At 49.1% G+C, this 22,552-nt stretch carries 21 protein-coding genes; 2 read left to right on the forward strand and 19 right to left on the reverse strand.

Features of this window, described 5'->3' with window-relative positions:
* Positions 1–20: 20 nt before the first annotated feature.
* The 6 genes from ACR0QT_RS02500 to ACR0QT_RS02525 form a co-directional block, all read right to left on the reverse strand.
* On the reverse strand, positions 21–1,409 hold the full coding sequence (locus tag ACR0QT_RS02500) for a glycine--tRNA ligase (RefSeq protein ID WP_432629327.1): 1,389 nt from the start codon (positions 1,407–1,409) through the stop codon (positions 21–23).
* Positions 1,410–1,520: 111 nt separating this feature from the next.
* On the reverse strand, positions 1,521–2,174 hold the full coding sequence (locus tag ACR0QT_RS02505; protein WP_432629328.1) for a hypothetical protein: 654 nt from the start codon (positions 2,172–2,174) through the stop codon (positions 1,521–1,523).
* A gap of 315 nt (positions 2,175–2,489) precedes the next feature.
* Positions 2,490–3,137, reverse strand: a complete 648-nt coding sequence (gene recO, locus ACR0QT_RS02510) for a DNA repair protein RecO (RefSeq protein WP_432629329.1) — start codon at positions 3,135–3,137, stop codon at positions 2,490–2,492.
* A gap of 94 nt (positions 3,138–3,231) precedes the next feature.
* Positions 3,232–4,167: a GTPase Era gene (gene era, locus ACR0QT_RS02515; RefSeq protein WP_432629330.1), complete on the reverse strand. Its 936-nt coding sequence runs from the start codon at positions 4,165–4,167 to the stop codon at positions 3,232–3,234.
* A gap of 237 nt (positions 4,168–4,404) precedes the next feature.
* Entirely contained in the window at positions 4,405–7,338 is a 2,934-nt protein-coding gene (locus tag ACR0QT_RS02520; protein ID WP_432629331.1) for an insulinase family protein, read from the reverse strand.
* Positions 7,339–7,504: 166 nt separating this feature from the next.
* On the reverse strand, positions 7,505–8,299 hold the full coding sequence (locus ACR0QT_RS02525) for a YdcF family protein (protein ID WP_432629332.1): 795 nt from the start codon (positions 8,297–8,299) through the stop codon (positions 7,505–7,507).
* A 424-nt stretch (positions 8,300–8,723) separates the two neighbouring features.
* Here ACR0QT_RS02525 and ACR0QT_RS02530 point away from each other — a divergent pair, with 424 nt between their 5' ends.
* Positions 8,724–9,215 (forward strand): PTS sugar transporter subunit IIA, encoded by a 492-nt coding sequence (locus ACR0QT_RS02530; RefSeq protein ID WP_432629333.1) that lies wholly within the window; start codon positions 8,724–8,726, stop codon positions 9,213–9,215.
* Positions 9,216–9,255: 40 nt separating this feature from the next.
* On the opposite strand, the gene ACR0QT_RS02535 is transcribed toward ACR0QT_RS02530, so the two are convergent.
* From ACR0QT_RS02535 to mtaB, 10 genes are all read right to left on the reverse strand, one after another.
* On the reverse strand, positions 9,256–9,420 hold the full coding sequence (locus tag ACR0QT_RS02535; protein WP_432629334.1) for a hypothetical protein: 165 nt from the start codon (positions 9,418–9,420) through the stop codon (positions 9,256–9,258).
* 21 nt (positions 9,421–9,441) lie between these two features.
* Positions 9,442–10,677 carry a peptidase U32 family protein gene (locus tag ACR0QT_RS02540; protein ID WP_432629335.1) on the reverse strand — a complete coding sequence of 412 codons (1,236 nt, stop codon included), beginning with the start codon at positions 10,675–10,677 and terminating at the stop codon, positions 9,442–9,444.
* Between the two features lie 28 nt (positions 10,678–10,705).
* Positions 10,706–11,344 (reverse strand): O-methyltransferase, encoded by a 639-nt coding sequence (locus ACR0QT_RS02545; protein WP_432629336.1) that lies wholly within the window; start codon positions 11,342–11,344, stop codon positions 10,706–10,708.
* A gap of 145 nt (positions 11,345–11,489) precedes the next feature.
* On the reverse strand, positions 11,490–11,894 hold the full coding sequence (locus ACR0QT_RS02550; protein ID WP_432629337.1) for an endolytic transglycosylase MltG: 405 nt from the start codon (positions 11,892–11,894) through the stop codon (positions 11,490–11,492).
* Positions 11,895–11,956: 62 nt separating this feature from the next.
* Positions 11,957–14,383, reverse strand: a complete 2,427-nt coding sequence (locus tag ACR0QT_RS02555; RefSeq protein WP_432629338.1) for an RNase J family beta-CASP ribonuclease — start codon at positions 14,381–14,383, stop codon at positions 11,957–11,959.
* Between the two features lie 169 nt (positions 14,384–14,552).
* Positions 14,553–15,008 carry a Fur family transcriptional regulator gene (locus tag ACR0QT_RS02560; protein WP_432629339.1) on the reverse strand — a complete coding sequence of 152 codons (456 nt, stop codon included), beginning with the start codon at positions 15,006–15,008 and terminating at the stop codon, positions 14,553–14,555.
* A 263-nt stretch (positions 15,009–15,271) separates the two neighbouring features.
* Positions 15,272–15,550: a DUF1292 domain-containing protein gene (locus ACR0QT_RS02565; protein WP_177976945.1), complete on the reverse strand. Its 279-nt coding sequence runs from the start codon at positions 15,548–15,550 to the stop codon at positions 15,272–15,274.
* Between the two features lie 213 nt (positions 15,551–15,763).
* A complete protein-coding gene (ruvX, locus tag ACR0QT_RS02570) occupies positions 15,764–16,207 on the reverse strand; it encodes a Holliday junction resolvase RuvX (protein WP_432629340.1) in 444 nt (147 codons plus the stop codon).
* Between the two features lie 470 nt (positions 16,208–16,677).
* On the reverse strand, positions 16,678–16,941 hold the full coding sequence (locus ACR0QT_RS02575) for an IreB family regulatory phosphoprotein (protein ID WP_177976948.1): 264 nt from the start codon (positions 16,939–16,941) through the stop codon (positions 16,678–16,680).
* Between the two features lie 127 nt (positions 16,942–17,068).
* Positions 17,069–18,535, reverse strand: a complete 1,467-nt coding sequence (gene mtaB / locus ACR0QT_RS02580; RefSeq protein ID WP_432629341.1) for a tRNA (N(6)-L-threonylcarbamoyladenosine(37)-C(2))-methylthiotransferase MtaB — start codon at positions 18,533–18,535, stop codon at positions 17,069–17,071.
* Positions 18,536–18,774: 239 nt separating this feature from the next.
* Here mtaB and ACR0QT_RS02585 point away from each other — a divergent pair, with 239 nt between their 5' ends.
* On the forward strand, positions 18,775–19,008 hold the full coding sequence (locus tag ACR0QT_RS02585; RefSeq protein WP_177976755.1) for an HPr family phosphocarrier protein: 234 nt from the start codon (positions 18,775–18,777) through the stop codon (positions 19,006–19,008).
* A gap of 368 nt (positions 19,009–19,376) precedes the next feature.
* Here the strand turns inward: ACR0QT_RS02585 and thiI are convergent, their stop codons facing one another.
* The 3 genes from thiI to ACR0QT_RS02600 form a co-directional block, all read right to left on the reverse strand.
* Positions 19,377–20,558: a tRNA uracil 4-sulfurtransferase ThiI gene (thiI, locus tag ACR0QT_RS02590; protein ID WP_432629342.1), complete on the reverse strand. Its 1,182-nt coding sequence runs from the start codon at positions 20,556–20,558 to the stop codon at positions 19,377–19,379.
* An 89-nt stretch (positions 20,559–20,647) separates the two neighbouring features.
* Positions 20,648–21,802, reverse strand: a complete 1,155-nt coding sequence (locus ACR0QT_RS02595) for a cysteine desulfurase family protein (protein ID WP_432629343.1) — start codon at positions 21,800–21,802, stop codon at positions 20,648–20,650.
* Positions 21,803–21,808: 6 nt separating this feature from the next.
* A complete protein-coding gene (locus ACR0QT_RS02600; RefSeq protein ID WP_432629344.1) occupies positions 21,809–22,546 on the reverse strand; it encodes a 16S rRNA (uracil(1498)-N(3))-methyltransferase in 738 nt (245 codons plus the stop codon).
* Between the last annotated feature and the right edge of the window lie 6 nt (positions 22,547–22,552).

Raw genomic sequence — 22,552 nt, forward strand, 5'->3', positions numbered from 1 at the left:
ATTGATAATTATTGATAATTTTAGAAGCGGAACTTGTCCTCGAAGTAGTTCTTCAGCTCTGCGATCGGCACACGAACCTGCTCCATCGTATCACGGTCACGAATCGTTACTGCCTGATCGTTCTCAGACTCGAAGTCGTAGGTGATGCAGAACGGAGTTCCGATCTCATCCTGTCTTCTGTAACGCTTTCCGATGTTACCACGATCATCGAACTCGCAGTTGTAGTACTTGCTCATCTCAGCGTAGATCTTCTCAGCGCCCTCGTTGAGCTTCTTAGACAGCGGAAGGATACCGATCTTAACCGGTGCGATTGCCGGATGGAAGTGCAGAACAGTACGAACATCGCCCTCACCGATCTCCTCCTCATCGTATGCGGAGCACAGGAATGCCAGGGTTACACGGTCAGCACCCAGAGACGGCTCGATAACATACGGGATGTACTTTTCCTTGCTCTCATCATCAAAGTAGGTCATATCCTGTCCGGATACGGTCTGATGCTGGGTCAGGTCATAATCGGTACGGTCTGCGATTCCCCACAGCTCGCCCCAACCAAACGGGAAGAGGAACTCCAGATCGGTCGTTGCCTTGCTGTAAAAGCACAGCTCCTCTGCGGAATGGTCTCTCGCACGCATCTCATCATCCTTGATGCCAAGGCTCTTGAGCCACTGGATGCAGTGCTCTTTCCAGTAAGCAAACCAGTCAAGATCGGTGCCCGGCTTGCAGAAGAACTCCAGCTCCATCTGCTCGAACTCACGGGTACGGAAAGTAAAGTTACCCGGGGTGATCTCGTTACGGAAAGACTTACCGATCTGACCGATACCGAACGGAACTTTCTTTCTGGAAGTACGCTGTACGTTCTTGAAGTTTACGAAGATACCCTGTGCGGTCTCCGGACGAAGGTATACGGTGTTCTTTGCATCCTCGGTTACGCCCTGGAAGGTCTTGAACATCAGGTTGAACTGACGGATATCGGTGAAATCATGCTTTCCACAGCTCGGACAGCAGATGTTGTGATCATCGATGTACTGCTTCATCTCCTCCTGGCTCCATCCATCGACAGAACCCTCCGGAGTGATGCCGTTCTCTGCCATGTAATCCTCGATCAGCTTATCTGCGCGGAAACGCTCCTTACAAGCCTTACAATCCATCAGCGGATCAGAGAATCCACCGAGATGACCGGAAGCTACCCAGGTTTGGGAATTCATCAGGATTGCACAGTCAACGCCTACGTTGTACGGGCTCTCCTGAACGAATTTCTGCCACCAAGCACGCTTTACGTTGTTCTTCAGCTCAACGCCAAGGTTGCCGTAATCCCAGGTATTTGCCAGTCCGCCGTAGATCTCAGATCCCGGATATACAAATCCACGGTTCTTCGCAAGTGCTACAATCTTTTCCATTGTCTTTTCCATTGTCCAATAACCTCTTTCTTCTATAACTATTCTATATCTGTCTCAATCCATCGCCCAAATCTATGGAAACATTCAAGGAAATTGAATTCCTTTTCCTTTCTCTGATTTGACCTACTGGAATAAGATACAGCTCGTACCTTCCGGTGTCACTGCCGTGTGAGAATCCGTCACAGTCACTCCATCGCTGATAAAGGAAATCTTTCCCTGCGTACAGATCGTCGCAGATCCCGTCACAACAATCATCTTCGTCTCTGCATTCTTTGTCAGCTCCGAAGACTCCGCCGTCTTTCCTGCCAGAGTTGTGAATGTCATTCCGTCCGGAATTCCATCGGAAACGGTTCCCACCTTCAGATCAGTCACCGTGTTCGTGTCATCCTCTGTCTCTTTTGCAAATTTGACAAAATCCTCTGCACTCTTGTAATCAAAAATCAGGGTTCCCGTTCTGCTCTCAAGTTTCGTCGAGACGAGAGCGGTCGGAAGTTTTTCGCTTCCCTCGGTATTTTCCGCCTGCGCGGAAGCACCCTGCTCCTCATTATAGCGGATTACCGCTTCTTTTGCAAATTCTTCCAAGCCTTCCTGCGTGTAAAGTTCATTAAACTGTTCTGACGTATAGACCAGAGCACTCTCCACCTCAAGCGCATTGCTGACGTAGATGCTGCTTTCCTTGGCATTCCATGTGTAGTCCGCATCTTTCTTTCCACATCCCACTGCCAGAATCGCAGCAGAACACAGAAGTGCGGTCAGGACAGCCCTTCCTTTTTTCATCCATCTTCCTCCTGAATATTCCGCGGAAACTCATCTTCATGCCATATCCACGGGAATCATTGATCGCAGAGAAATCCCCTTGCACATACCGTTGCACAGTTTCACACTCTGCTGATACAATTATCTTGGATTATACCTGTAAACAGGGAATAATTCAATACCGTTTTACACGGTCATTGTCTCATATGGCATTTTCTGTTCCAAAAATACCTGCCTGTGTACAGTAACTAGAAACTTCCTGCTCGTAAATGGTCTTCTGGTTTTTCTGACTTTACCCGCCGTCGAAACGCCCCGCAACGACTTTCCCGCAACCACTTACTTCATCATCTCAAGGATTTCGAGAGAATGGAAGGGACGGTCAATAAATCTTCGCTTGTTGAGCTCCACGCAGGACTTCAGTTCCTTCTCGACCTCCGGTTTCAACACAAAGGTGTAGAGTGACTCAAACGGAGTCTCCAAAATATACTGCCATGCATAGGTCGCCGACTCGCTGACTTCCTTTGGCGGAAATTCCGTGTACTCTCCCCCCGCCTTCATCGCGCGAAGCTCAAAGATCAGCTGAACGAGGGAGTTCGGAAGGGCCGGCTTCAAGAGCGCCCGCAGAGATTGATAGAGAAGGAGGAGAAGCTCCCCGCCGTCAAGATTTTCCCGGCTGTAATACTCCGCAAATTCCAGAAAATACGACCCGTAGCAAGTCGCCTCCACATCCTGCGCCAGTTCCGTAAAATAGTTGCGGACTTCTGCGCTGTGGAGATTGTACGCATCCCGTCCCTCGTAGACGCGAAAGATCCCGAATACAAACGGACGGCAAACGGCCATCAAAAGGTTTCCCGGGCGTTTTGCTCCACGTGCAAACGCGGTAATCTTGCCCCGCTCCCTCGTCAAAATCACGAGTCTCCGGTCATAATCCCCGACCGGCGTCGCCTTCAAGACCATCCCGGTCAGCTCAATCGTCTCTCTCACGCTTCTCCTCTTTTCTTCTCGTTCTCCTCATTCTTCTCTGTATCCTCGACCATCCCGATCATTTGATCATTTGGATCCGTTATGAATCTTTTCCTTACTTCTCCGGCGTATATCCGTAATTCTTCATCAGAAGCTCGCTGTCTCTCCACTCCTTGCGGACTTTGACCCAGAGCTGGAGGTTAATCTTCGTCTCCATCATGCGCTCAATCTCCTGACGCGCACTGCTTCCGATCTTCTTGAGCATCGATCCGCCCTTTCCGATGATGATTCCCTTGTGGGAGTCGCGCTCGCAGACGATTGTCGCCTCGATGTCGATGATTCCGTTCGGGCGCTCGGTCATCTTCTCAATCGTGACTGCGATTCCGTGCGGGATCTCCTCGTCGAGCAGGCGCAGTGCCTTCTCACGGATCAGCTCTGCCGCGATCTGGCGCATCGGCTGATCGGTTACGGTGTCCTCATCGTAGTACTGCGGTCCATACGGAAGATACTTGAAGATCAGCTCCGTCAGAAGATCGGTGTTCTGCTTGCGCAGTGCCGATACCGGAACGATCTCCGCAAACGGGCAGATGTCCTTGTACGCGTCAATGTATTTTGCAAGCTCCTGCTTCTCCTTCACGGTGTCCATCTTGTTGATGACAAGAATGACCGGAGTCTTCACCTTTCCGAGCTGTTCTGCAATGTGGCGCTCACCGGCTCCGATGAACGTCGTCGGCTCCACGAGCCACAGAACGACATCGACCTCCTTGAGCGTGTGCTCTGCGACATTGACCATGTACTCGCCGAGCTTGTTCTTCGCCTTGTGGATACCCGGGGTATCGAGGAAGATGATCTGTCCTCTCTCATCGGTGTAAACGGTCTGAATGCGGTTTCTCGTCGTCTGCGGTTTGTTGGACGTGATCGCAATCTTCTGTCCCACCAGATGATTCATCAGCGTGGATTTTCCGACATTCGGACGACCGATCAGTGTCACAAATCCTGATTTTTTCTCTTTCTGCGGACCGCCAAGGTCTGCAAGTTTTATCTCTGCCATATGTGCCTTTCCTTTTCCTCTTTCTTCTTTTTTTCTTTTTCTTTTTTACTCTTTTTCTTCTTTATTCTTTTTTATTTGTTTTCTTTTTTATTTTTCTTTCTCGTTCTTGAGTATCTTGTTCCGGATCTCATATGCCGGGACTTTCCCATCCCCATTTGGAAGATTCAAAGCCCCGACTCACATTTTCTCAATTTTATTTTCCAAGCTCATGAAATTCAATGAGATCGCATGGAGCATTTACGCTCTCGAGAGGCTCTCCACACTTCCGAACATCTCGCGGTTTGCCTCGATCTTCTCCTCATTTCCGACTACACAGAAACTTCCGGTATCGAGCACAGCCTGAACGATGTCTGCGAGTGCGCGGATGTCCTCCTTCGTCGCCGTCAGCACCTCATCGCGCTCCTTCTGCATCATCTCCTCGGTCACACCCGACAGGTATGCGGAGAGTCCACGGCTTCCCTTCACAGACGGGGTCAGCGGGGTATCCATGTTGCTGATCGTTCCGATCACATACTTCGTCATATCGCGGTCATCCGGGTTGAACTGTCTCAAATATTCCGGAATGCCCTCGTAGATCTCATTTGTCTCCTTGAGGTTCGGATCGCGGTAGGAAACGAGATAACCCTCACCGGAACGTCCAAATCCACTCATACATCCGTAAGCACCGCCCTTGACGCGGATGTTCAGCCACAGGTAATCATAGCTCAAAATCACCTGAAGAATCTTGAGTGCTCCGGTGTAAGCAAGACCTGACTTGCGGAAACTTCCACAGCGAGCGACGTAATCGACCTGAGCGGCGGTCTTGAGTCCCTCGTTTACATTCTCAACCGGATGCGTGAAGGCGAAATGCTCTCCGCTTCCCTCCGGCAGTTTCTCAGTCAGCAGTTTCATCGTCTCCGGCAATCTCGCATATCCCTCATCATCTGCGGTGTAGCTGATCAGCAGGTTCTCGCGCGTAAAGAGTTTCTTGCAGACTTCCTCAAGTTTTGCGACAAGAGCCGTCTTCTCCGTCTCGTAGTTCTTTGCGATCTGCTCGACAAAATGATAGTAGGAAACACCTGCCGTCATCTCGTTGTAGTAAGCCGTTGCAGAGAAATAGGACGTTGCTCTTGAGACTGCGGTGGAGTGACCGGCACTCTCGAGCTTCATCTTTGCGCGGGAACGGATCTCCTGAATCACCTCACCGAGACGCTTCTCATCGGTAAATACGGAGTGGTTTAAAATCTCCTCGAGAATGCCAAAGCCAAAGTCGAGGCGATCATAGAGCACACGGACACTTCCGACAAAAGCTCCGGTAAATTTGTCCGGATCATTGAGATCGACATAGGAGGTCACGCCGAAGTCCACACCGCCACTGTTTAAGTGAATCTCACTCGTCAGATCGGAGTAATCGTACTTCTCGGTGCTCACGCTGCCGAGAACCGACTTGAGCAGACCCACATACGGAAGATCTTCCTGCGGGACAGCATCGGTGTTGAACAGCAGTTTCAGATAGCCGATTCCTGATGTGAAGAAGTTGTGGTGAAGAACCTTGATTCCGTTCTCCTCCTTGACCTCATAGTAAAGCTTCTCTGCCTTCTTGTCGATGTCCTCTCTCTTTAACAGCGGGATCTTTGCGAGAATCTCCGGGGTCGACGGCGTATCCTGGTACTCCTTGAGTTCCTTCGTCGCCTTGACCATCTCAGCGACCTGATCGGCACTCAGGGAAGCCTTGTACTCTGCGAGTTTCTTTGCGGTCTTCTCATCCTCTCTCGCAGTCAGGTTCTTCTCCGGGCTCAGCACGATGACTGCCTCAAACGGATTGTCTAAGAGATAATCGCGGATCAACTGCTCGAAATATCCCTCCTTCACGGCTCCCTTGAGGTAATCAAAGGTCTCCTGATACTGAAGATGCATCATCGGATCTCCGTCATAGAGCCAGCTGTCGAGGCACTGCAATCCGTACATCAGTCCCTTCGGTGCGGAGCCGTAGTCTGCCTCGCGGTACTTGAACTCATAGTAGTTCATTCCAGCGAGCAGGCTCTTGCGGTTGATGCCCTGATCCGCGAGTTTTCTGAGCGTTCCCTTCACAACTGCGAGGAATTCGCCCTTCTGGTCTGCATTTGCATCCTTTGCGATCACAGAGAAATACGGCTGTAAGATTCCGCTCTCATATCCGCCGAGAATATCTTTTCCGATTCCGGCATCGATCAGCGCCTGCTTGAGCGGTGCGCCCGGTGCGTCAAGCAGAGTGTACTCGAGGATCTGGAATGCCACATAGAGACGCGGGTCAAGATCCGTTCCGACAACGGTGTTGACGGACAGATAGGTCGCATCGGTCTCCGGCTCTCCATCTGCGATCGAGTAATGAATCTCTCTCTGAACCGGCTCTGCAAACGGTTTCTGCTGAGGAATGTGGGAATTGACCTGTTTCTCCTCGTAATGGCACAGATACTCCTCATCGAGCCATTTCAGCTTCTCCACCATATCCATATCTCCGTAGAGGTAGATATAGCTGTTTGACGGATGATAGTAGGTGCGATGGAAATCGAGGAATTTCTCGTAAGTCAGCTCCGGAATGTATGCCGGATCTCCGCCGGAATCCTTGCCGTAGCAGTTGTCCGGGAACAGCGTCTTCTGCGTCATGCTGTCAAGAAGGCTCTCCGGGGAAGAGTAAGCACCCTTCATCTCATTGTAGACAACGCCGTTGTAGATCAGCGGAGCAGACTCGGACTCCAACTCATAGTGCCAGCCCTCCTGACGGAAAATCTTCTCCTCCTTGTAGATGTTCGGATGAAGAACTGCATCCATGTAGACATCCATCAGGTTCTGGAAATCCTTTTCGTTACAGCTTGCAATCGGGTAAACCGTCTTGTCCGGGTAGGTCATCGCATTCAGGAACGTGTTCAGGGATCCCTTCACCAGCTCCACAAACGGATCTTTTAACGGGAATTTGTCCGAACCGCAGAGCACGCTGTGCTCGAGGATGTGCGGAAGACCGCAGTCGTTGTCCGGCGGTGTGCGGAATCCGATGCAGAACACCTTGTTCTCATCGTCATTTGCCATCAGGAAAAGGCGCGCCTTCGTCTTCTTGTGCTCCAGCACGATTCCCTCTGACTGCATCTCCTTTATAATTTTGTAATCGACAACCTGGTATGCTTCCAGGCTCTTGATCGCTTCCAGTTGACTCATCTGTTTGAATCTCCTTTTCTATGATAAAATTTGATTTGTTATTCAAGTCGACGCTCGCGGAGACTTGGCGCGTGATTCTGGTCAGCTCTGCTGACATCTTCCCATCAGAATCACTGCGCATCCTCGCGGAGCGTATAACTCAGAAGGGGATTATTTCCCCTCTGAGTTATATGTTTCCCATAAGGCGCTCTTTTAATATCGCAATTCCATCCCGAATCGAGTAATGCACCAGCAAAACCCGATCAGACGGCGCCGCAATGCCCCAGGCATCCGTAAGTCCACGCTTCTGTGCAATCATGCGCGCGCGAAACAGATGAAAATTGCTCGTGAGAATTCCAATCCGGATCGGTCGAATCTGAAGTCTTCGCTGAAACGCCTCCCCTCTCATCTTTCGATCCTGATTGATGAGTTCCTGACTGTATACAATATTCTCCACAGTGCTCGTCGAGCGGTTCTCCTGAATCAGCTGACGTTTCGGAATCCCGATGCTGACAAGATACTCCTCCATCGCCGATGCCTCCGACTGCGGTTCATCTGCCCCCTGACCACCGGACAGAATCAGAACACTCTCCGGATTCTGGAGTGCATATTCCCCCGCCTTGTCGAGACGCAGTTTCAATGTCTTGCTGATCCCCTCCGGCTTTACCGCTGTCCCGAGAACAATCACATAGTCAAGTCCCGGTTCTGCAACTGCCGGAACCCGACTGAAAATCAGGATCTGCATCACCAGCAAAATCAGGATTCCCGTCGCACACAGCGTCACCATCGACACCGGTATCCAGAGAAACGTTCGATCCGGAGTTCTCTGATAGAGTCGGATTCCGGTTGCAGTCAGCGCCAGAAATCCCGCAAAAAACAGCCACACTGCGCTGAATGCCGTTCCAATCCCTGCATATAGCACCACTCCAATATAATAGATCAGGCAGATCCCTGCACCTATCGTCAGAATCCATGCCAGCATAGACGCGCCCTCCTCCATTTTCCTTTCATTGTTACCTTTCAGCTACTGTATGCGAAGCATCGGCAAAATCCGTTGCTGTTTGCGCAATGCGTGAACAGTAACACCTTTCATCCTCCTATCATACTACACTTTTCCTTTTGTCACAAGCACAGAAACTCTCCTTATCGTTATCGTTCATGCATGTACAAACGGGTTACTGTTCAGAGGTAGGCACTTTTGGAACCGAAAGTGCCGTAAGATAACGTGGTGGTAGCGGGAATTTGCCGTATTTAAATGCGAAGCCACGGCAAATTCCGTTACTGGGCACGTGCGCGTGAACAGTAACACAAACGGTAACCGATTTTGCGCTTGCAAGCCTGCCTGATCTGTGCTAGAGTGTGTTTGAAAACGGCTCAGATCTATTTTTTGAAAGGAAGTTATTTGTATGTTTGATTTTCTGAAGAGAAAGAAACAGCCACAAGAACTCAAGGCAATGGTATCCGGCGAGGTGATTCCGGTCACAAAGGTCAAAGACGATGTTTTCTCATCCTGTATGCTTGGAAAGGGCATCGCAATCCATCCGACGGACAGACAGAAGGTCACCGTTGTTGCCCCGGCAGACGGCAAAATTACGATCACAATGGAAGGCACAAACCACGCTGTCGGACTCCGAATCGCAGAGGGATTTGATGTGCTGATCCACATCGGAATCGACACGATCTCCTTAAACGGCGAAGGCTTTACTTCTTATATAAAGACAGGGCAAAAGGTAAAGGCTGGGGAAAAACTCATCGAATTTGACAAGTCCCTGATCGAATCCCGTGAACTCTGTTCGGACGTGATTCTGATCGCCCTCGACAACCCGGAGCTTCCGGATGTCACCTTTGAGTCCGGAATGCAGGCGACCGCCGGCGAGACTGTCGTCGCTACATTCTAATTAAACCTGATTTTGATTTGTATTACATAAAAAGAGCGTCTTACCGGGCCGGCTTTTGCCAAACATCCGCGTAAAACGCTCTTTTTGTCTCTGAGATTATTTCAATTATCTTATCTCTGCCTGTTTCTTCTTGTTTCTTCTTAATTTCTTCTTGTCTCTTCTTGCTTCTTCTGGTCTCTTCTTCCCCTGAATCAGATTCTTCCACGAACAGTCTCTGGCTTACTGTCTACTGTCCGTCGATCTCACTGCGTCTTAAAAGATCATATGGATTTAACTCGGTTCCGAGATCTACCCAGATGATCTGACGCGCATGCGGTGCGCTCTCCTGAGGTGTTCCATCCTCGGCAGTGATTGCGCGAACCGTCACCTCAACATTCGTGCCGTCCGGCTTCATAACCTCAATCTTCTCGCCGACAGAAAACTTATTCTTCTGCTCAATCCGGCAGTAGCCATCCTCGCGGACAGCCTCAACAGTTCCGAGATAGGTGTAATTTTTCAAATAAGTACTGCTCTCATAAATCTGACTCTCCGGACCCGGCTTTCCAAAATAGAAGCCCGTCGTGAAATCGCGATTCGTGCACTTGCCGATCTCCTCGCGATACCAGCCAAGGTTCTTTCTATAAAGCTCCGGATCTTTCTTGTAATCGTCGATTGCACGGCGATATGCTCGCGCTACGGTTGCCACATAGAGGGCAGTCTTCATACGTCCCTCAATCTTGAAGCTGTCGATTCCCGCCTCAATCATCTCCGGAATGTGCTCGATCATGCACAGATCCTTGGAATTAAAGATAAAAGTTCCGCGCTCATTCTCAAACACCGGCATGTACTCGCCCGGTCTTGACTCCTCCATCAGCGCATAGTTCCAACGACACGGATGCGTGCAGGCTCCCTGATTTGCATCGCGACCCGTGAGGAAATTGCTCAGCAGGCAACGACCGGAGTAGGAAATACACATTGCTCCGTGAATAAAGCTCTCGATCTCCATATCATCCGGGATTCTCTCGCGAATCTGGCGAATCTCCTCAAGAGAAAGTTCACGCGCAGAAACGACACGTTTTGCACCGAGGCGATGCCAGAACAGATAGGTTCCATAGTTCGTGTTGTTTGCCTGCGTACTGATGTGAATCTCCATCTCTGGAAGCACACGCTTTGCAATCTCAAAAACACCCGGATCCGAGATAATCAGCGCATCCGGACCAATCCCCTTCAGCTCCTCAAAATACGCCTCCACACCCTCAAGATCCTGATTGTGTGCGAGAATGTTTGCAGTTACATAGACTTTTGCGCCGTGCTCATGCGCAAACTCAATTCCCGCCTTCATATCCTCAGCAGAAAAGTTCTTTGCCTTTGCACGCAGTCCAAATGCCTCACCGCCGATATATACAGCATCTGCACCATAGATCACGGCGGTCTTCAGTACGTCCAGACTCCCCGCCGGAATCAGCAACTCTGTCTCTCTCATGATTTCCTCCTCATTTCTACTCGATTTCCTATTTCTTCACACTCAGCGCGACTCCATCTCCGATCGGAATCACACTTGTCAGCAACTCCTCATGATGGGTCAGCGTATAGAGATACTCCCTCATTCGCGCATGAATCGTTCGATTTCGTCTCTCCACCGCAAACCGAGACTCAATGATATCGCCATCCTGAAGTACATTATCGGAAAACAGCACTCCATCCGGCGCAAGAAGTCTCAGAATCGACGGAAGCCAGTGAATATACTGCCCTTTCGCCGCATCCATAAACACAAAATCAAACGGACCATCAAGCTCCTCAAGAATCTTCTGTGCATCTCCCTCAAACAACGTAATATCCTCCTGCGCCTCTGCAAGTGCAAAATGATCCTTCGCCTTCTGAATTCGCACCTCATCCCTCTCGATCGTCGTGATATGTGCTCCCTTTGGCATCACCTGACGCATCAAGAGCGCCGAATATCCCACAGCCGTGCCAACTTCCAGAATTCTCATCGGACGCACCGCCATGATCTGTGCCTGAAGAAACGATGCCGTCTCGCGCCGAATAATCGGCACAAACTCCGCCCTCGCTGTTTTTGCAATCCGATCACAGAGTTCCCCGTGACCGCGATCCAATGAATGAATATATGCAGTAACCCGTTCCTGATCCATCTCTCTACTACTCCATCGCTCCGTTTACTTCGTCTAAAAATTTCCTCTATTTTAGAACGCTCCAGCAAATCCAAACGATTCGCTGAAGCGTCCAATGTTGTCTTCTCAATTTATGAATTGCCTAAACACATTCACCCGATTTTAATTAACTCGCACTGCCATCCTTCGTCTCTTCCGTCTTCTTCTCATTGAGAACCTGGAGAATCTCCTTTGACGTCATCGACGTGTTCAGCGTGTAAGTTCCCGGATGAATCTTGTAGTCATAAAACTTCAGCTGAATCTCCACCGCCAGCTCATTCGAGATCAATCCCACATCGTGAAGCAGTTGAACAGACTCCTTTGCACTCTGTCCATCCGGAATTGTGATTGTCTTGTCCGTTCCCGGAGCCGACTCCACTGCCGTCGCATAGAAAATCGAATGACCAAACGCATAGCCCCGGGTCATTCCCTCCGCGAGCAAAAGGATAATCAGCGCATAGAGGATCAGCTTTCCGGAAATTCCGATGATTGCTCTCGTTATTTTGTTGATATCTCGCGTAATCTGACTCATGCACCCTTATCCTTTCCTGAAATTCATTGATTCAATTTATTGACCCAATTCATTGATTTGATTTACTCGACTTCCATGATGATCGGAAGAATCATCGGGCTACGCTTCATGCGCTTCCACAGGAAATCGCTCAGGCTGTCGCGAATGATATTCTTGATCTTGCCCCAGTCGGTCACATGGCGGTCGAGACAATCTGCAACTGCATTGTCGACGATGTTCTTTGCATCATCCATCAGATCCTCAGACTCTCTCACATAGACAAATCCGCGAGAGACGATATCCGGACCTGCAAGAAGCTGGTTGCTATATTTTTCAAGTGTCAGTACAACGATGATGATACCGTTCTGAGCGAGGTTCTGACGATCTCTGAGGACGATATTTCCAACATCACCGACGCCGAGACCATCGACGAGAATTCCGCCTGCCTGAACCTGGTCAACAACCTTGCAGTAATCCTCACAGATCTCCACAACATTTCCGGAAGACATGATCAACGTGCGCTCCTTCGGCACTCCCATTGCGATCGCAATGTTGCGGTTTGCAACGAGGTGACGATACTCACCGTGAACCGGGAGTGCATAGCGCGGATGAAGCAGAGAGTAGATCAGCTTGATCTCCTCCTGACATGCATGGCCGGATACATGGGTATCCTCGGTGATAACCTCAACGCCCTTCATGGCAAGCTCGTTGATTACCTTGGAGACTGCCTTCTCATTTCCCGGAATCGGATGAGAGCTCATGATTACGACATCATTCGGCTTGATCGTGACTTTGCGGTGCATGCCCGATGCCATGCGGGACAGGGCTGCCATCGCCTCTCCCTGGCTTCCGGTCGTGATCAGAACGGTCTGCTCATCCGGATAATTCTTGAGCTGGTCGATGTCGATCATCGTGTTCTCCGGAATGTTGATGTAGCCGAGCTCACTCGCCGTTCCGATGACATTGACCATGCTTCGTCCCTCGACGACAACCTTTCTTCCATACTTGCATGCCGAGTAAACGATCTGCTGAACACGGTCTACGTTCGATGCGAAGGTTGCAACGATGATACGGTTGTTCTTGTGCTCTGCAAATACCGCGTCAAATGTCTTGCCGACGGTTCTCTCCGATGCGGTGAATCCCGGACGGATCGCATTTGTACTATCAGAAAGCAGGGCAAGTACTCCCTTCTTTCCAAGCTCTGCAAAACGCTGAAGGTCAAACGCATCTCCAAATACCGGCGTGTAATCCACCTTGAAGTCTCCGGTGTGAACGATCACACCTGCCGGAGTAAAGATTGCGAGAGCTGCCGCATCTGCAATACTGTGGTTCGTCTTGATGAACTCCACGCGGAAAGCGCCGAGCGTGATCGACTGACCGTGCTTCACAATCTTGCGCTTCGTGCTCTTCATCAGATTGTGCTCTTTGAGCTTGTTCTCGATCAGACCGATCGTCAGCTTCGTTCCGTATACCGGCACATTGATCTTCTGAAGAATATAAGGAAGAGCTCCGATATGATCCTCATGTCCATGAGTGATCACAAAGCCCTTTACCTTGTCGATGTTTCTCTCAAGGTAGGTGACATCCGGAATAACAAGATCGATACCGAGCATGTCATCGGTCGGGAATGCAAGACCACAGTCGACAACGACGATCGTATCTTCATACTCAAATGCCGTGATGTTCATACCGATCTGCTCAAGACCGCCGAGCGGGATGATGCGAACCTTTGCCTGTCCCTCACCGGTTCCCGGAACAAAACCAACTTCCTCCGAAGAAGCCACTACCGGGAGTTTTGCCTGCTGGCGCTCAGCGCGCTGTTTCGGTGCCTTCGTCTTTGGAGCATTATTCTGCTTCTCTGCTCTCTCGGTCTTCTCCGGCTTCTCCGCTCTCTCCTGTTTTGCACCCTGCTTGCCTGCCGGCTTTCCAGCCTCGTGCTTCACTCCATCGTGTTGCGGTTGCTGTTTCGGCTTTCCGTTCTTCTTCGGGCGATTCTGGTTTTGATTCTGATTCTGGTTTTCTCCCTGAGCCTTGTTGTTTGACTTGTGCTCATCCGAATTCTTCTCATCCCGCTTCTTTGCATCCTGACGCTGAGGACGATTTCCGTCTCTGCGCGCTCCGCCACGACCCTTCTTCTGTGCCGGACGTTTTCCCTGTGCCTGTGCGTCTGCCTCTGCATGATTATTTGCATCTGCACTCACATTCTCCTGCGCTTCCGCCGACTTTGTCACCTGCTGTCCCGCTGATTTTTCTGCCGGTGCCGGTTTTTCTGCTCTTTCGGTTCCGTTTTCAGTTCCGTTCTCTGCTACTTTTTCTGCGATTTTTTCCACCGGTTTCTCTACCGGTTTTTCCACCGGCTTCTTGACAGACTGCTCCGGCTGTTTTTCTACCGGTGCCGTTTTCTCTGCCGATTGTCTCTCTGCCTGCACAGCCGGACTTTCCTCACGCTCTGTCACCGGATTCGCATAAACTTCCGCACTCTGATTTTCTGTATTCTGTTTTTCTGTCATGCAATCATTTCCTCCACATTCTAATGAATTGCCATCTTCAAAGTCTTCTCACACTTCTCAAAAAACTTTGTCCAATGACTTCCGACCATTCTTCCGGTTATTTTATCTTTCCGGCTATTCACACTGCCTTGTCCCAAAAGGGACTTTCTCGTCGTTTACGATTTCTTTCTTATTTTTCAGGGTTCTGTTTTTTCAGACACTCCCTGCAAAATCCATATAAATTCAACTCGTGATCTGTCACCTGAAATCCAATTCTCTTCCGAACTGCCTGTTCCAGCCCATCGAGCAGATCATCTTCAATGGAAATGACAGCCCCGCACCCCAGACAAACTGCATGGTGATGACGATGATGCCCATCCGTACCCTCTTTGCCAAACTCATAGCGGGCAAATCCGTCATCCAGACTGATCTTTTCTATCACATGGAGCTCCACCAGGACCTGAAGCGTCCGGTAAATCGTTGCCAGACCAATCTCCGGATATTTACGGCGCGCAAGCTCATAAATCTCCTCCGCCGTCAAATGTTCATCCGGATGATCCGCAATCGTCTCAAGCACAAGCAGACGCTGTGCTGTTACCTTCAGTCCCTTATCCCGGAGGATCTCTTGAAACCGCTTCTGTTCCATCCGCTCTCTTCTCCTATTTTGTGAGAGAAATCAGTTGCTATATCTTTACAGATTTCCCTCACATACCGCACACGTTGCCACTTTTTCTGTTCGCATGCAGTTTTTTCACATGTTGATTCTTCTATACCCTAATTTACCCTAATTAACCCTAATTGCCCTAATCCGCTTCGATCTCATCGCGGTTTCATTATTAATATTGTTAAATTAATATTACTAACTACTTTATTATTTTTCTGCTCTTTTCCTTAGCTTGCTTGACTCACTTACTTGCGAATCTCAACTTCCATGTCCTCCATCAGCTCCGTAAAAATGCGGTAGAGATAATCCAGCTCATCATCATTCTCCACAAATTCATAGACAGCATCGCTGTCCTCTGCCTTCGAGACATCTTTCAGAATATAGCACTCTCCATCTTCCTCATCATCCTCGGAATCCGTCACCATCAGATAGTTCATGCCATTGATCCGGGTCTCCTCAAGGACATAAAAGTCCACAAATTCTCCGTCTTCGGTCTGCAATGTAATCTTTTCTTCCTGTGTCACTTTTTTACTCCCTTATGACTCTCACAAATCTCAATAACAAAACCGCCTCATTCTTTTATCCTAATTCTTTTATCCTAACTCATTCATCACCGGTTTCATTATCAGATTGCTTCATCGTCTAACTGCTTCGCTGACTCTTAACTGACTTTGCTCAATCACTCAATTTCCCGGGTTCTTACTTAATCCCTCAATGAGCGAATTGAGTTAATTGAGTTAAATTGTTTCTTTTTTCTGTTCACTCTCAAGAGAACCGAGGTACGACTGTAAGATCAGGGTTGCCGCAATTTTATCTATAACCTTCTTCCGATCTTCCCGCCGAACTCCACTCTCCATCAAGATTTCATTCGCCTGTATAGTTGTCAGACGCTCATCCCACAGAATGACCGGCAAACCGGTTCTGCGGATCAGCATATCACGAAATTCTTCCGTTTTTCTCGCACGTTCTCCGACCGAGTCATCCATATTCAGCGGATATCCCAAAACGATGGTCTCCACCTCGTACTCTGCGACGAGAGCCTCAATCCGCGCCAAAGTACGGCGCAGTTTTCCCTCATCTTTGCGTGTGATCGTCTCCACTCCCTGCGCAGTGATTCCGAGCGGATCGCAGACTGCCACACCGACGGTCTTTGAGCCATAATCCAATCCTAAAATTCTCATATTCAGTTCTCCAGATTTTATGCATCGAGTTCTTCATCCGTCTCACTTTCTCTCTTCGTTGCCACTCACACCTTCTCATACCCTGCGCAAACAGCAACGTGATTCTACCGATGTTCCCTCTCATGCAAAGTTCTCTACAATGCAAATTTTCTCGCAAATACAACTCTCTCACAAATGTAAATTTTTTACAGATAGAAATCCTTTACAAATGCAAATCGCTCGCAAATGCGAATGTATCGAAAAGACTGTCAGCCTTTCTCAGACGGATCGGACTGACAGTCTTCTTCTACTCCTGCCACAGCCTCTTTTCGCTCCGATCACGGACAGTCTCCGATAGCGGGCAAATGCAGACTGCAACCATCCTCTCTCCCTGCCGTCCGATCCTGCTTCGGATCTCTCAAACACACTCTGGCATTTTAAGCGCACACTTACTCTGGCACTTCCTTCTCAAGAGAGTTCTGGCAATATGCCTATTTTTTCAGCTTTGCATCAATATATACTGACATCAGCTCTTCGAGAATCTCATCCCTCTCCACCTTCATAATCAGGCTTCTCGCACTCTTGTAGCTGGTGATATAGGTCGGATCTCCGGACATGATATATCCGACAATCTGATTGACCGGATTGTATCCCTTTTCCGTGAGCGCCACATATACCTGCTCGAGCACCTGGCTGACATCCATCTTATTTTCCTGTACTGCTTTAAAAAACTGTGTATTATGAATTTCGCCCATGCTTTTCACGTCCTTTAACTATTCTTCTCTATTCTATACTACTTTTCCTGATTCGGCAAGGGGAATTTAAACCCACAATTATCACCGCCCATACCTTGCACAAACGGTGACGGATTTTACCTCTTTTTTATCTCATCAGCAAAATTTCATCTGTCAGCATCTCGACAAGCTGTCCTCTCACAAGCATGTTGCGGGCACCAAGTTCTGCCGGGTATGCGACCTTCACATACTCCTTCGTGTAACCGGTCAGATACGTCACTCCGCCGATCGTCGTCTCCTCCTCAAGAAGTACCTCCTCCTCTTTTCCAAGGAATGATTTCCGGTAATCGAGGGACTGTCTCTTCTCAAGCTCAAGAAGCACATCACTTCTGCGCGCCTTGATCTGGTCAGAAACCTGATTTGGCATCACCGCAGCGCGGGTTCCCGCACGGCGCGAGTACTTGAAGATATGCATCTCATAAAAACCGATCTCCTCCAGGAAGGATTTCGTCTGTGCAAATTCCTCCTCCGTCTCTCCGGCAAATCCTACAATCACATCCGTCGTGATCGCCGGATTTGTGAAAGCACGGCGCAGAATCTCGCATTTCTCACGGTACTCTGCCGTGTCGTAACGGCGATTCATCCGCTTGAGCGTCTCATCGCAACCACTCTGCAAGGAGAGATGGAAATGCGGGCAAATCTTCTCAGACGAGGCAAGTGCCTTTGCAAATTCCTCCGTCACAATTCTCGGTTCAAGAGAGCCAAGGCGAATTCGCTTAATCTTCTCCACCTTCTCAAGACGAAGAATCAGATCAAGAAGCGTCTGTCTCTCCTCCTCCGGGAAATCAAGTCCATAGGAACTCAGATGAATTCCGGTCAGAACGATCTCCTGATAGCCTGCCTCGGCAAGCTCTCTGACCTCGCGCTCCACATCCTCCGGGCGACGGCTACGGACACGACCTCTCGTATACGGAATGATGCAGTAACTACAAAACTGGTTGCATCCGTCCTGCACCTTCAAAAATGCTCGCGTGTGTTCTCCTGTATGGTGAAGTTTCAGCTCCTCGTATTCCTTCGTCTTTCCAATCTCAATCACATGATCCTCAGCGAGATGTTCCTTCGGATTTTCATTGGAATCACCGGTGTTCTCCTCATTTTCTCCATTTTCCACACCATTCTGAAGATTCAGAGCATCAGCATCCTGCGTATTCTGTGAAATCTGTGTGCTCTGATTCTTCTGCTGACTTTTCTGCTGGCTCTCCTTCTCTCTCTCCGCAAAATAGGATTCGAGAATCGGAACGAGATCTTTCTTTTTATTATTTCCGATGATCACATCAACTGAGAGATCTTTCTTGAGTTCCTCCGCGGCAGCCTGCACATAACAGCCTGCTGCAACTACCACTGCATCCGGATTCATTTTCTTTGCCCGGTGCAACATCTGACGGGATTTCTTATCTGCCACGTTCGTCACGGAGCAGGTGTTGATGACGTAGACATCCGCCTGATCCTGAAAGGAAACAATCTCATATCCCGCTTCCTCGAGAAGCTGTTGCATCGCCTCCGTCTCATAGGCATTTACCTTGCAGCCTAAGTTATGTAAAGCTGCTTTTCTCATTGCTTATTCTCCTTAAATTTTCTATGATAAATCTTCTCCACCACTGTATCATGCGGAATTTTCTATTCAGAAAATTTCCACCTCTGTACAGTAACTATTGTTGCCTGATTCTGCAAATAATCCTTAAAACTCCCTATTGACTTTTCAGCCAGTTATGAGTAGTATTGTTATATGGCAGACGGGCGAAATGTGCCGTCACAGCCAAAAAGGGAATGACAAAAACAAGGAGGCTTATTTACATGAAAACCGTTCGTATTTCTTTAAATTCCATCGATAAAGTAAAATCTTTCGTAAACGATCTGTCCAAATTTGATGTTGATTTCGACCTGGTATCTGGTCGTTACGTGATCGACGCAAAGTCCATCATGGGTATCTTCAGCCTGGACCTTTCCAAGCCGATCGACTTAAACATCCATGCTGAGGCAGGAATCGATGAGATCCTGGAGACCCTTTCTCCGTACATCATCAAATAATCATCCGGAGCTCATAATACATAATCATTCGCACCATTCATGAGATACCAAACAGAATCTATGATTCTATGAATGAAATTCATGAGATTCTATAAATGAGATTCTATAAATGAATTTCATGAATTCGCGAATCTATCCTTTATGTGGAATCCGTGATAGACGGGATGCTTTCTCTTTGAGAAATGCATCCTTTTTTTATTTTGTTTTATCTGGCGCATGATTCTGATCAGTCTGATCCATCCTGCTGAGCGAGGTTGCCAAGCTGAGTGCTGAGATTTTCCAACCAGAATCTCTGCGCCCTCATGAGTTGCTGTTCACGCGTTGCACAAACAGCAACTCATTTTCTAAATTTCTAAAATCGAAGGAATTTACTCGCACCAGATCATCTCTGCGGTGTCGATCGCCGTCTTCATCATCTCATCGATCTTCTCCTGAAGCTTCAACTCAGAGCGATGAATGTAAGTGAGATTCGGCTTGATTACCGGATGCTTTGCAACGAAAATCGTACAGCAGTCCTCATACGGCTGAATCGAAGTCTCGAACGTTCCAATCTTCTCAGAAATATCCACGATCTCCTGCTTATCAAAACCGATCAGCGGACGGAATACCGGCATTGTGCAGACCTCGTTCGTTGCAGCGAGGGAATGTACGGTCTGGGAGGCAACCTGTCCGATGCTCTCACCGGTGATCAGCGCCAGCGCATCGTTTCTGCGCGCAATCTCCTCCGCAATCTTCATCATATAACGGCGCATGATGATTGTCAGCTCCTCATGCGGGCACTGCTCGTAGATGTAGAGCTGAATATCCGTAAAGTTTACAACGTAAAGCGGAATCGGACCGGAGTACTTGGACACCTGCTTTGCCAAATCCACAACCTTCTGCTTTGCGCGCTCGCTCGTGTATGGCGGAGCGTGGAAGTAAACCGCATCAATCTTCACACCGCGCTTTGCGATCATATATCCTGCTACCGGGCTGTCAATTCCGCCAGAGAGCAGAAGCATTGCCTTTCCGTTCGTTCCAACCGGCATACCACCCGGTCCCGGAATCATCAGGGAGTAGATATTCACAAGTTTGCGAACCTCCACTTTCAGGAGTACCTGTGGCTTATGAACATCCACAGAAGTCTCCGGATATGCATTCAGGATTGCCTCTCCGAGATCGGCATTCATCTGCTCGGAATGAATCGGGTAGCTCTTGTCGGCACGACGGCTGTCCACCTTAAAGGTGAAGTGTTTGTCCTCATAAACCTCTCCAACATAATCCACAACGATCTTTTTGAGGTTCTCGAAGTCCTTCTCCTCAACCTGAAGCATCGGGCAGATCCACGCAATACCAAAGACACGCTGAAGTGCCTCAATCACCTCATCGTAATCGTAATCGCTGACTGCCTGCACATAGATACGTCCGGATTCCTTGGAAATCTGGAACGATCCCTCTACTTTTTTGAGTGCTACCTTGATCTGGTGAATCAGGGCATCCTCAAACAGATACCGGTTCTTTCCCTTTGTTCCGATCTCTGCATACTTAATCAAAAATGACTGAAATTTCATGGAGCTTCCTTTCTTTTTGTATTTATAACCGGCTAATAACTTAACCGTTTTTCTCTATTCAACTCTATTTTTATCTTATCTTAACTTTGTTAGCCTCTGCGGTAACGGCGCAGAACCGGAAGAAGTTCTTTGAGTGCGTCGATGCAGTAATCGATCTGCTCTTTTGTGTTGAACACTCCAAAGCTGAAACGGATCGTCGAGTCGAGGAGATCCGGCTTTACGCCGATTCCCTTTAACGTACCGCTGATGCCCGGATGATGGGAAGAACATGCGGAACCGGAGGAAACAAAAATATTCTTGTCCTCAAGCGCATGCAGAAGTACTTCCGCGCGCACACCCTCGAAGCTCACACTCACGATCTGCGGAGCGCTTCCCTCGCCCTTCTTGCTGTTGACCACACAGCCGTCAAGCTCTCCGATGCGGTCGATCAGATAATCCTTCAGCTCGATCATCTGGCGGATCTTCTCATCATGATTTGTGTACATGATCTTGGCTGCAAGTCCGAGACCTGCAACTCCCGGAACATTCTCTGTACCGGAGCGCAGTCCATTCTGCTGACCTCCACCGTAGATCAGAGGTTTGATCTTCACTCCGTTGCGGATATAGAGGAAACCGGTTCCCTTCGGCGCATGAATCTTGTGTCCACTGACAGAGAGAAGGTCAATGCCCTCCTTCTTCGGGCGAATCACATATTTTCCATAAGCCTGGATCGCATCTGCATGGATCAGGGTCTTCGGATTCTTCTCCTTCACGATCTTGGAGATCTCCGCGATCGGCTCGACTGCTCCGACCTCGTTGTTGACGTACATCACAGAGACGAGAATCGTATCCGGGCGCACTGCCTCTCTGAGCTCCTCCAAGCTGATATGACCGTCCTTGTCAACCGGAAGGAAGGTGATCTCAAATCCGAGTTCTTCCAAGTAAGAAAGCGGATTGTATACAGACGGATGTTCGACTGCCGTGCTGATGATGTGCTTTCCGGCACGCTGATTTGCGAGTGCCGTACCGATCAGAGCCATATTGTTGGACTCCGAACCGCCAGAGGTAAACAGAATTTCCTTCTCCTCCACTTTCAGCGTCTTTGCAATCTGTGCGCGTGCTTCCTTAATGTAGCGCTCCGCCTCAACGCCTTTTCTGTGCAGGGCTGCCGCATTTCCGTAATCCTCCGTCATCACCTTGACGACAAGATCCTTTACCTCATCGAGCACCCGCGTCGTCGCGGAATTATCAAAATATGCTTCCATTTTATTTTAATCCTCCAGTTGAAACATCAAGATAGACAGAGCTGTTAGACCTGCCGTCTCCGTCCGCAAAATTCGTCTGCCAAGCGTGATCGGAGCTACACCTGCTGACTTTGCTTCTTCCACTTCCTCCACATCAAAACCGCCCTCCGGTCCGATGAAGATCGCCACATCCATGCCCGGGCGCACTTTAGATAAAACTCGTTTTGTCTCTGCCATTCCCTCGGCAAGCTCATACGGAATCAGTGCAAGGTTCATCTTCTCCGCGCGTTTTACTGCCTCAGAAAAGCTGACCACTCCGCTGACCTCCGGGATCATCATGCGTCCGGACTGCTTTGCCGCACTCTCGGCAATCGCATTCCAGCGTCTGAGTTTTGCGTCCTCTTTCTTCTTGTCGAGTTTGACCACAGCGCGTCTCGTCGCAACCGGAATCACCTCGTAGACGCCAAGTTCGACTGCCTTCTGGATGATCAGATCCATCTTGTCGCTCTTTGGAAGTCCCTGAAAGAGATAGAGTCTTGACGGAAGCTCACTCGAATCTGCCTCCTCCGACAGAATCTTCGCGCGAATCTCATCCGCCTCCATCGTCTCAAGCTCACAGACATAGTTTCTCGAAATTCCGTCGCGAATTCCGACTTTCTCGCCCGGTTTCATTCTCAGCACGTTTCGGATATGATTGACATCCTGACCGGTAATCACTGCATAGCCGTCCGCAATCTGCGCCGGTGTCACAAAAAAATGATACATGCTCTC

It is taken from the genome of Brotaphodocola sp. (assembly GCF_050873365.1).
Classification (GTDB): Bacteria; Bacillota; Clostridia; order Lachnospirales; family Lachnospiraceae; genus Brotaphodocola.

Excerpts from the sequence above, each read along its gene's own strand:
- ACR0QT_RS02500 (WP_432629327.1), bottom strand. The coding sequence starts at position 1,409 with ATGGAAAAGACAATGGAAAAGATTGTAGCACTTGCGAAGAACCGTGGA.
- era (WP_432629330.1), bottom strand. The coding sequence starts at position 4,167 with ATGGCAGAGATAAAACTTGCAGACCTTGGCGGTCCGCAGAAAGAGAAA.
- ACR0QT_RS02525 (WP_432629332.1), bottom strand. The coding sequence starts at position 8,299 with ATGCTGGCATGGATTCTGACGATAGGTGCAGGGATCTGCCTGATCTAT.
- ACR0QT_RS02505 (WP_432629328.1), bottom strand. The coding sequence starts at position 2,174 with ATGAAAAAAGGAAGGGCTGTCCTGACCGCACTTCTGTGTTCTGCTGCG.
- ACR0QT_RS02540 (WP_432629335.1), bottom strand. The coding sequence starts at position 10,677 with ATGAGAGAGACAGAGTTGCTGATTCCGGCGGGGAGTCTGGACGTACTG.
- ACR0QT_RS02585 (WP_177976755.1), top strand. The coding sequence starts at position 18,775 with ATGAAAACCGTTCGTATTTCTTTAAATTCCATCGATAAAGTAAAATCT.
- ACR0QT_RS02530 (WP_432629333.1), top strand. The coding sequence starts at position 8,724 with ATGTTTGATTTTCTGAAGAGAAAGAAACAGCCACAAGAACTCAAGGCA.
- ACR0QT_RS02575 (WP_177976948.1), bottom strand. The coding sequence starts at position 16,941 with ATGGGCGAAATTCATAATACACAGTTTTTTAAAGCAGTACAGGAAAAT.
- mtaB (WP_432629341.1), bottom strand. The coding sequence starts at position 18,535 with ATGAGAAAAGCAGCTTTACATAACTTAGGCTGCAAGGTAAATGCCTAT.
- ACR0QT_RS02595 (WP_432629343.1), bottom strand. The coding sequence starts at position 21,802 with ATGGAAGCATATTTTGATAATTCCGCGACGACGCGGGTGCTCGATGAG.
- thiI (WP_432629342.1), bottom strand. The coding sequence starts at position 20,558 with ATGAAATTTCAGTCATTTTTGATTAAGTATGCAGAGATCGGAACAAAG.
- ACR0QT_RS02545 (WP_432629336.1), bottom strand. The coding sequence starts at position 11,344 with ATGGATCAGGAACGGGTTACTGCATATATTCATTCATTGGATCGCGGT.
- ACR0QT_RS02520 (WP_432629331.1), bottom strand. The coding sequence starts at position 7,338 with ATGAGTCAACTGGAAGCGATCAAGAGCCTGGAAGCATACCAGGTTGTC.
- ACR0QT_RS02600 (WP_432629344.1), bottom strand. The coding sequence starts at position 22,546 with ATGTATCATTTTTTTGTGACACCGGCGCAGATTGCGGACGGCTATGCA.
- ACR0QT_RS02555 (WP_432629338.1), bottom strand. The coding sequence starts at position 14,383 with ATGACAGAAAAACAGAATACAGAAAATCAGAGTGCGGAAGTTTATGCG.
- ACR0QT_RS02550 (WP_432629337.1), bottom strand. The coding sequence starts at position 11,894 with ATGAGTCAGATTACGCGAGATATCAACAAAATAACGAGAGCAATCATC.
- ACR0QT_RS02560 (WP_432629339.1), bottom strand. The coding sequence starts at position 15,008 with ATGGAACAGAAGCGGTTTCAAGAGATCCTCCGGGATAAGGGACTGAAG.
- ruvX (WP_432629340.1), bottom strand. The coding sequence starts at position 16,207 with ATGAGAATTTTAGGATTGGATTATGGCTCAAAGACCGTCGGTGTGGCA.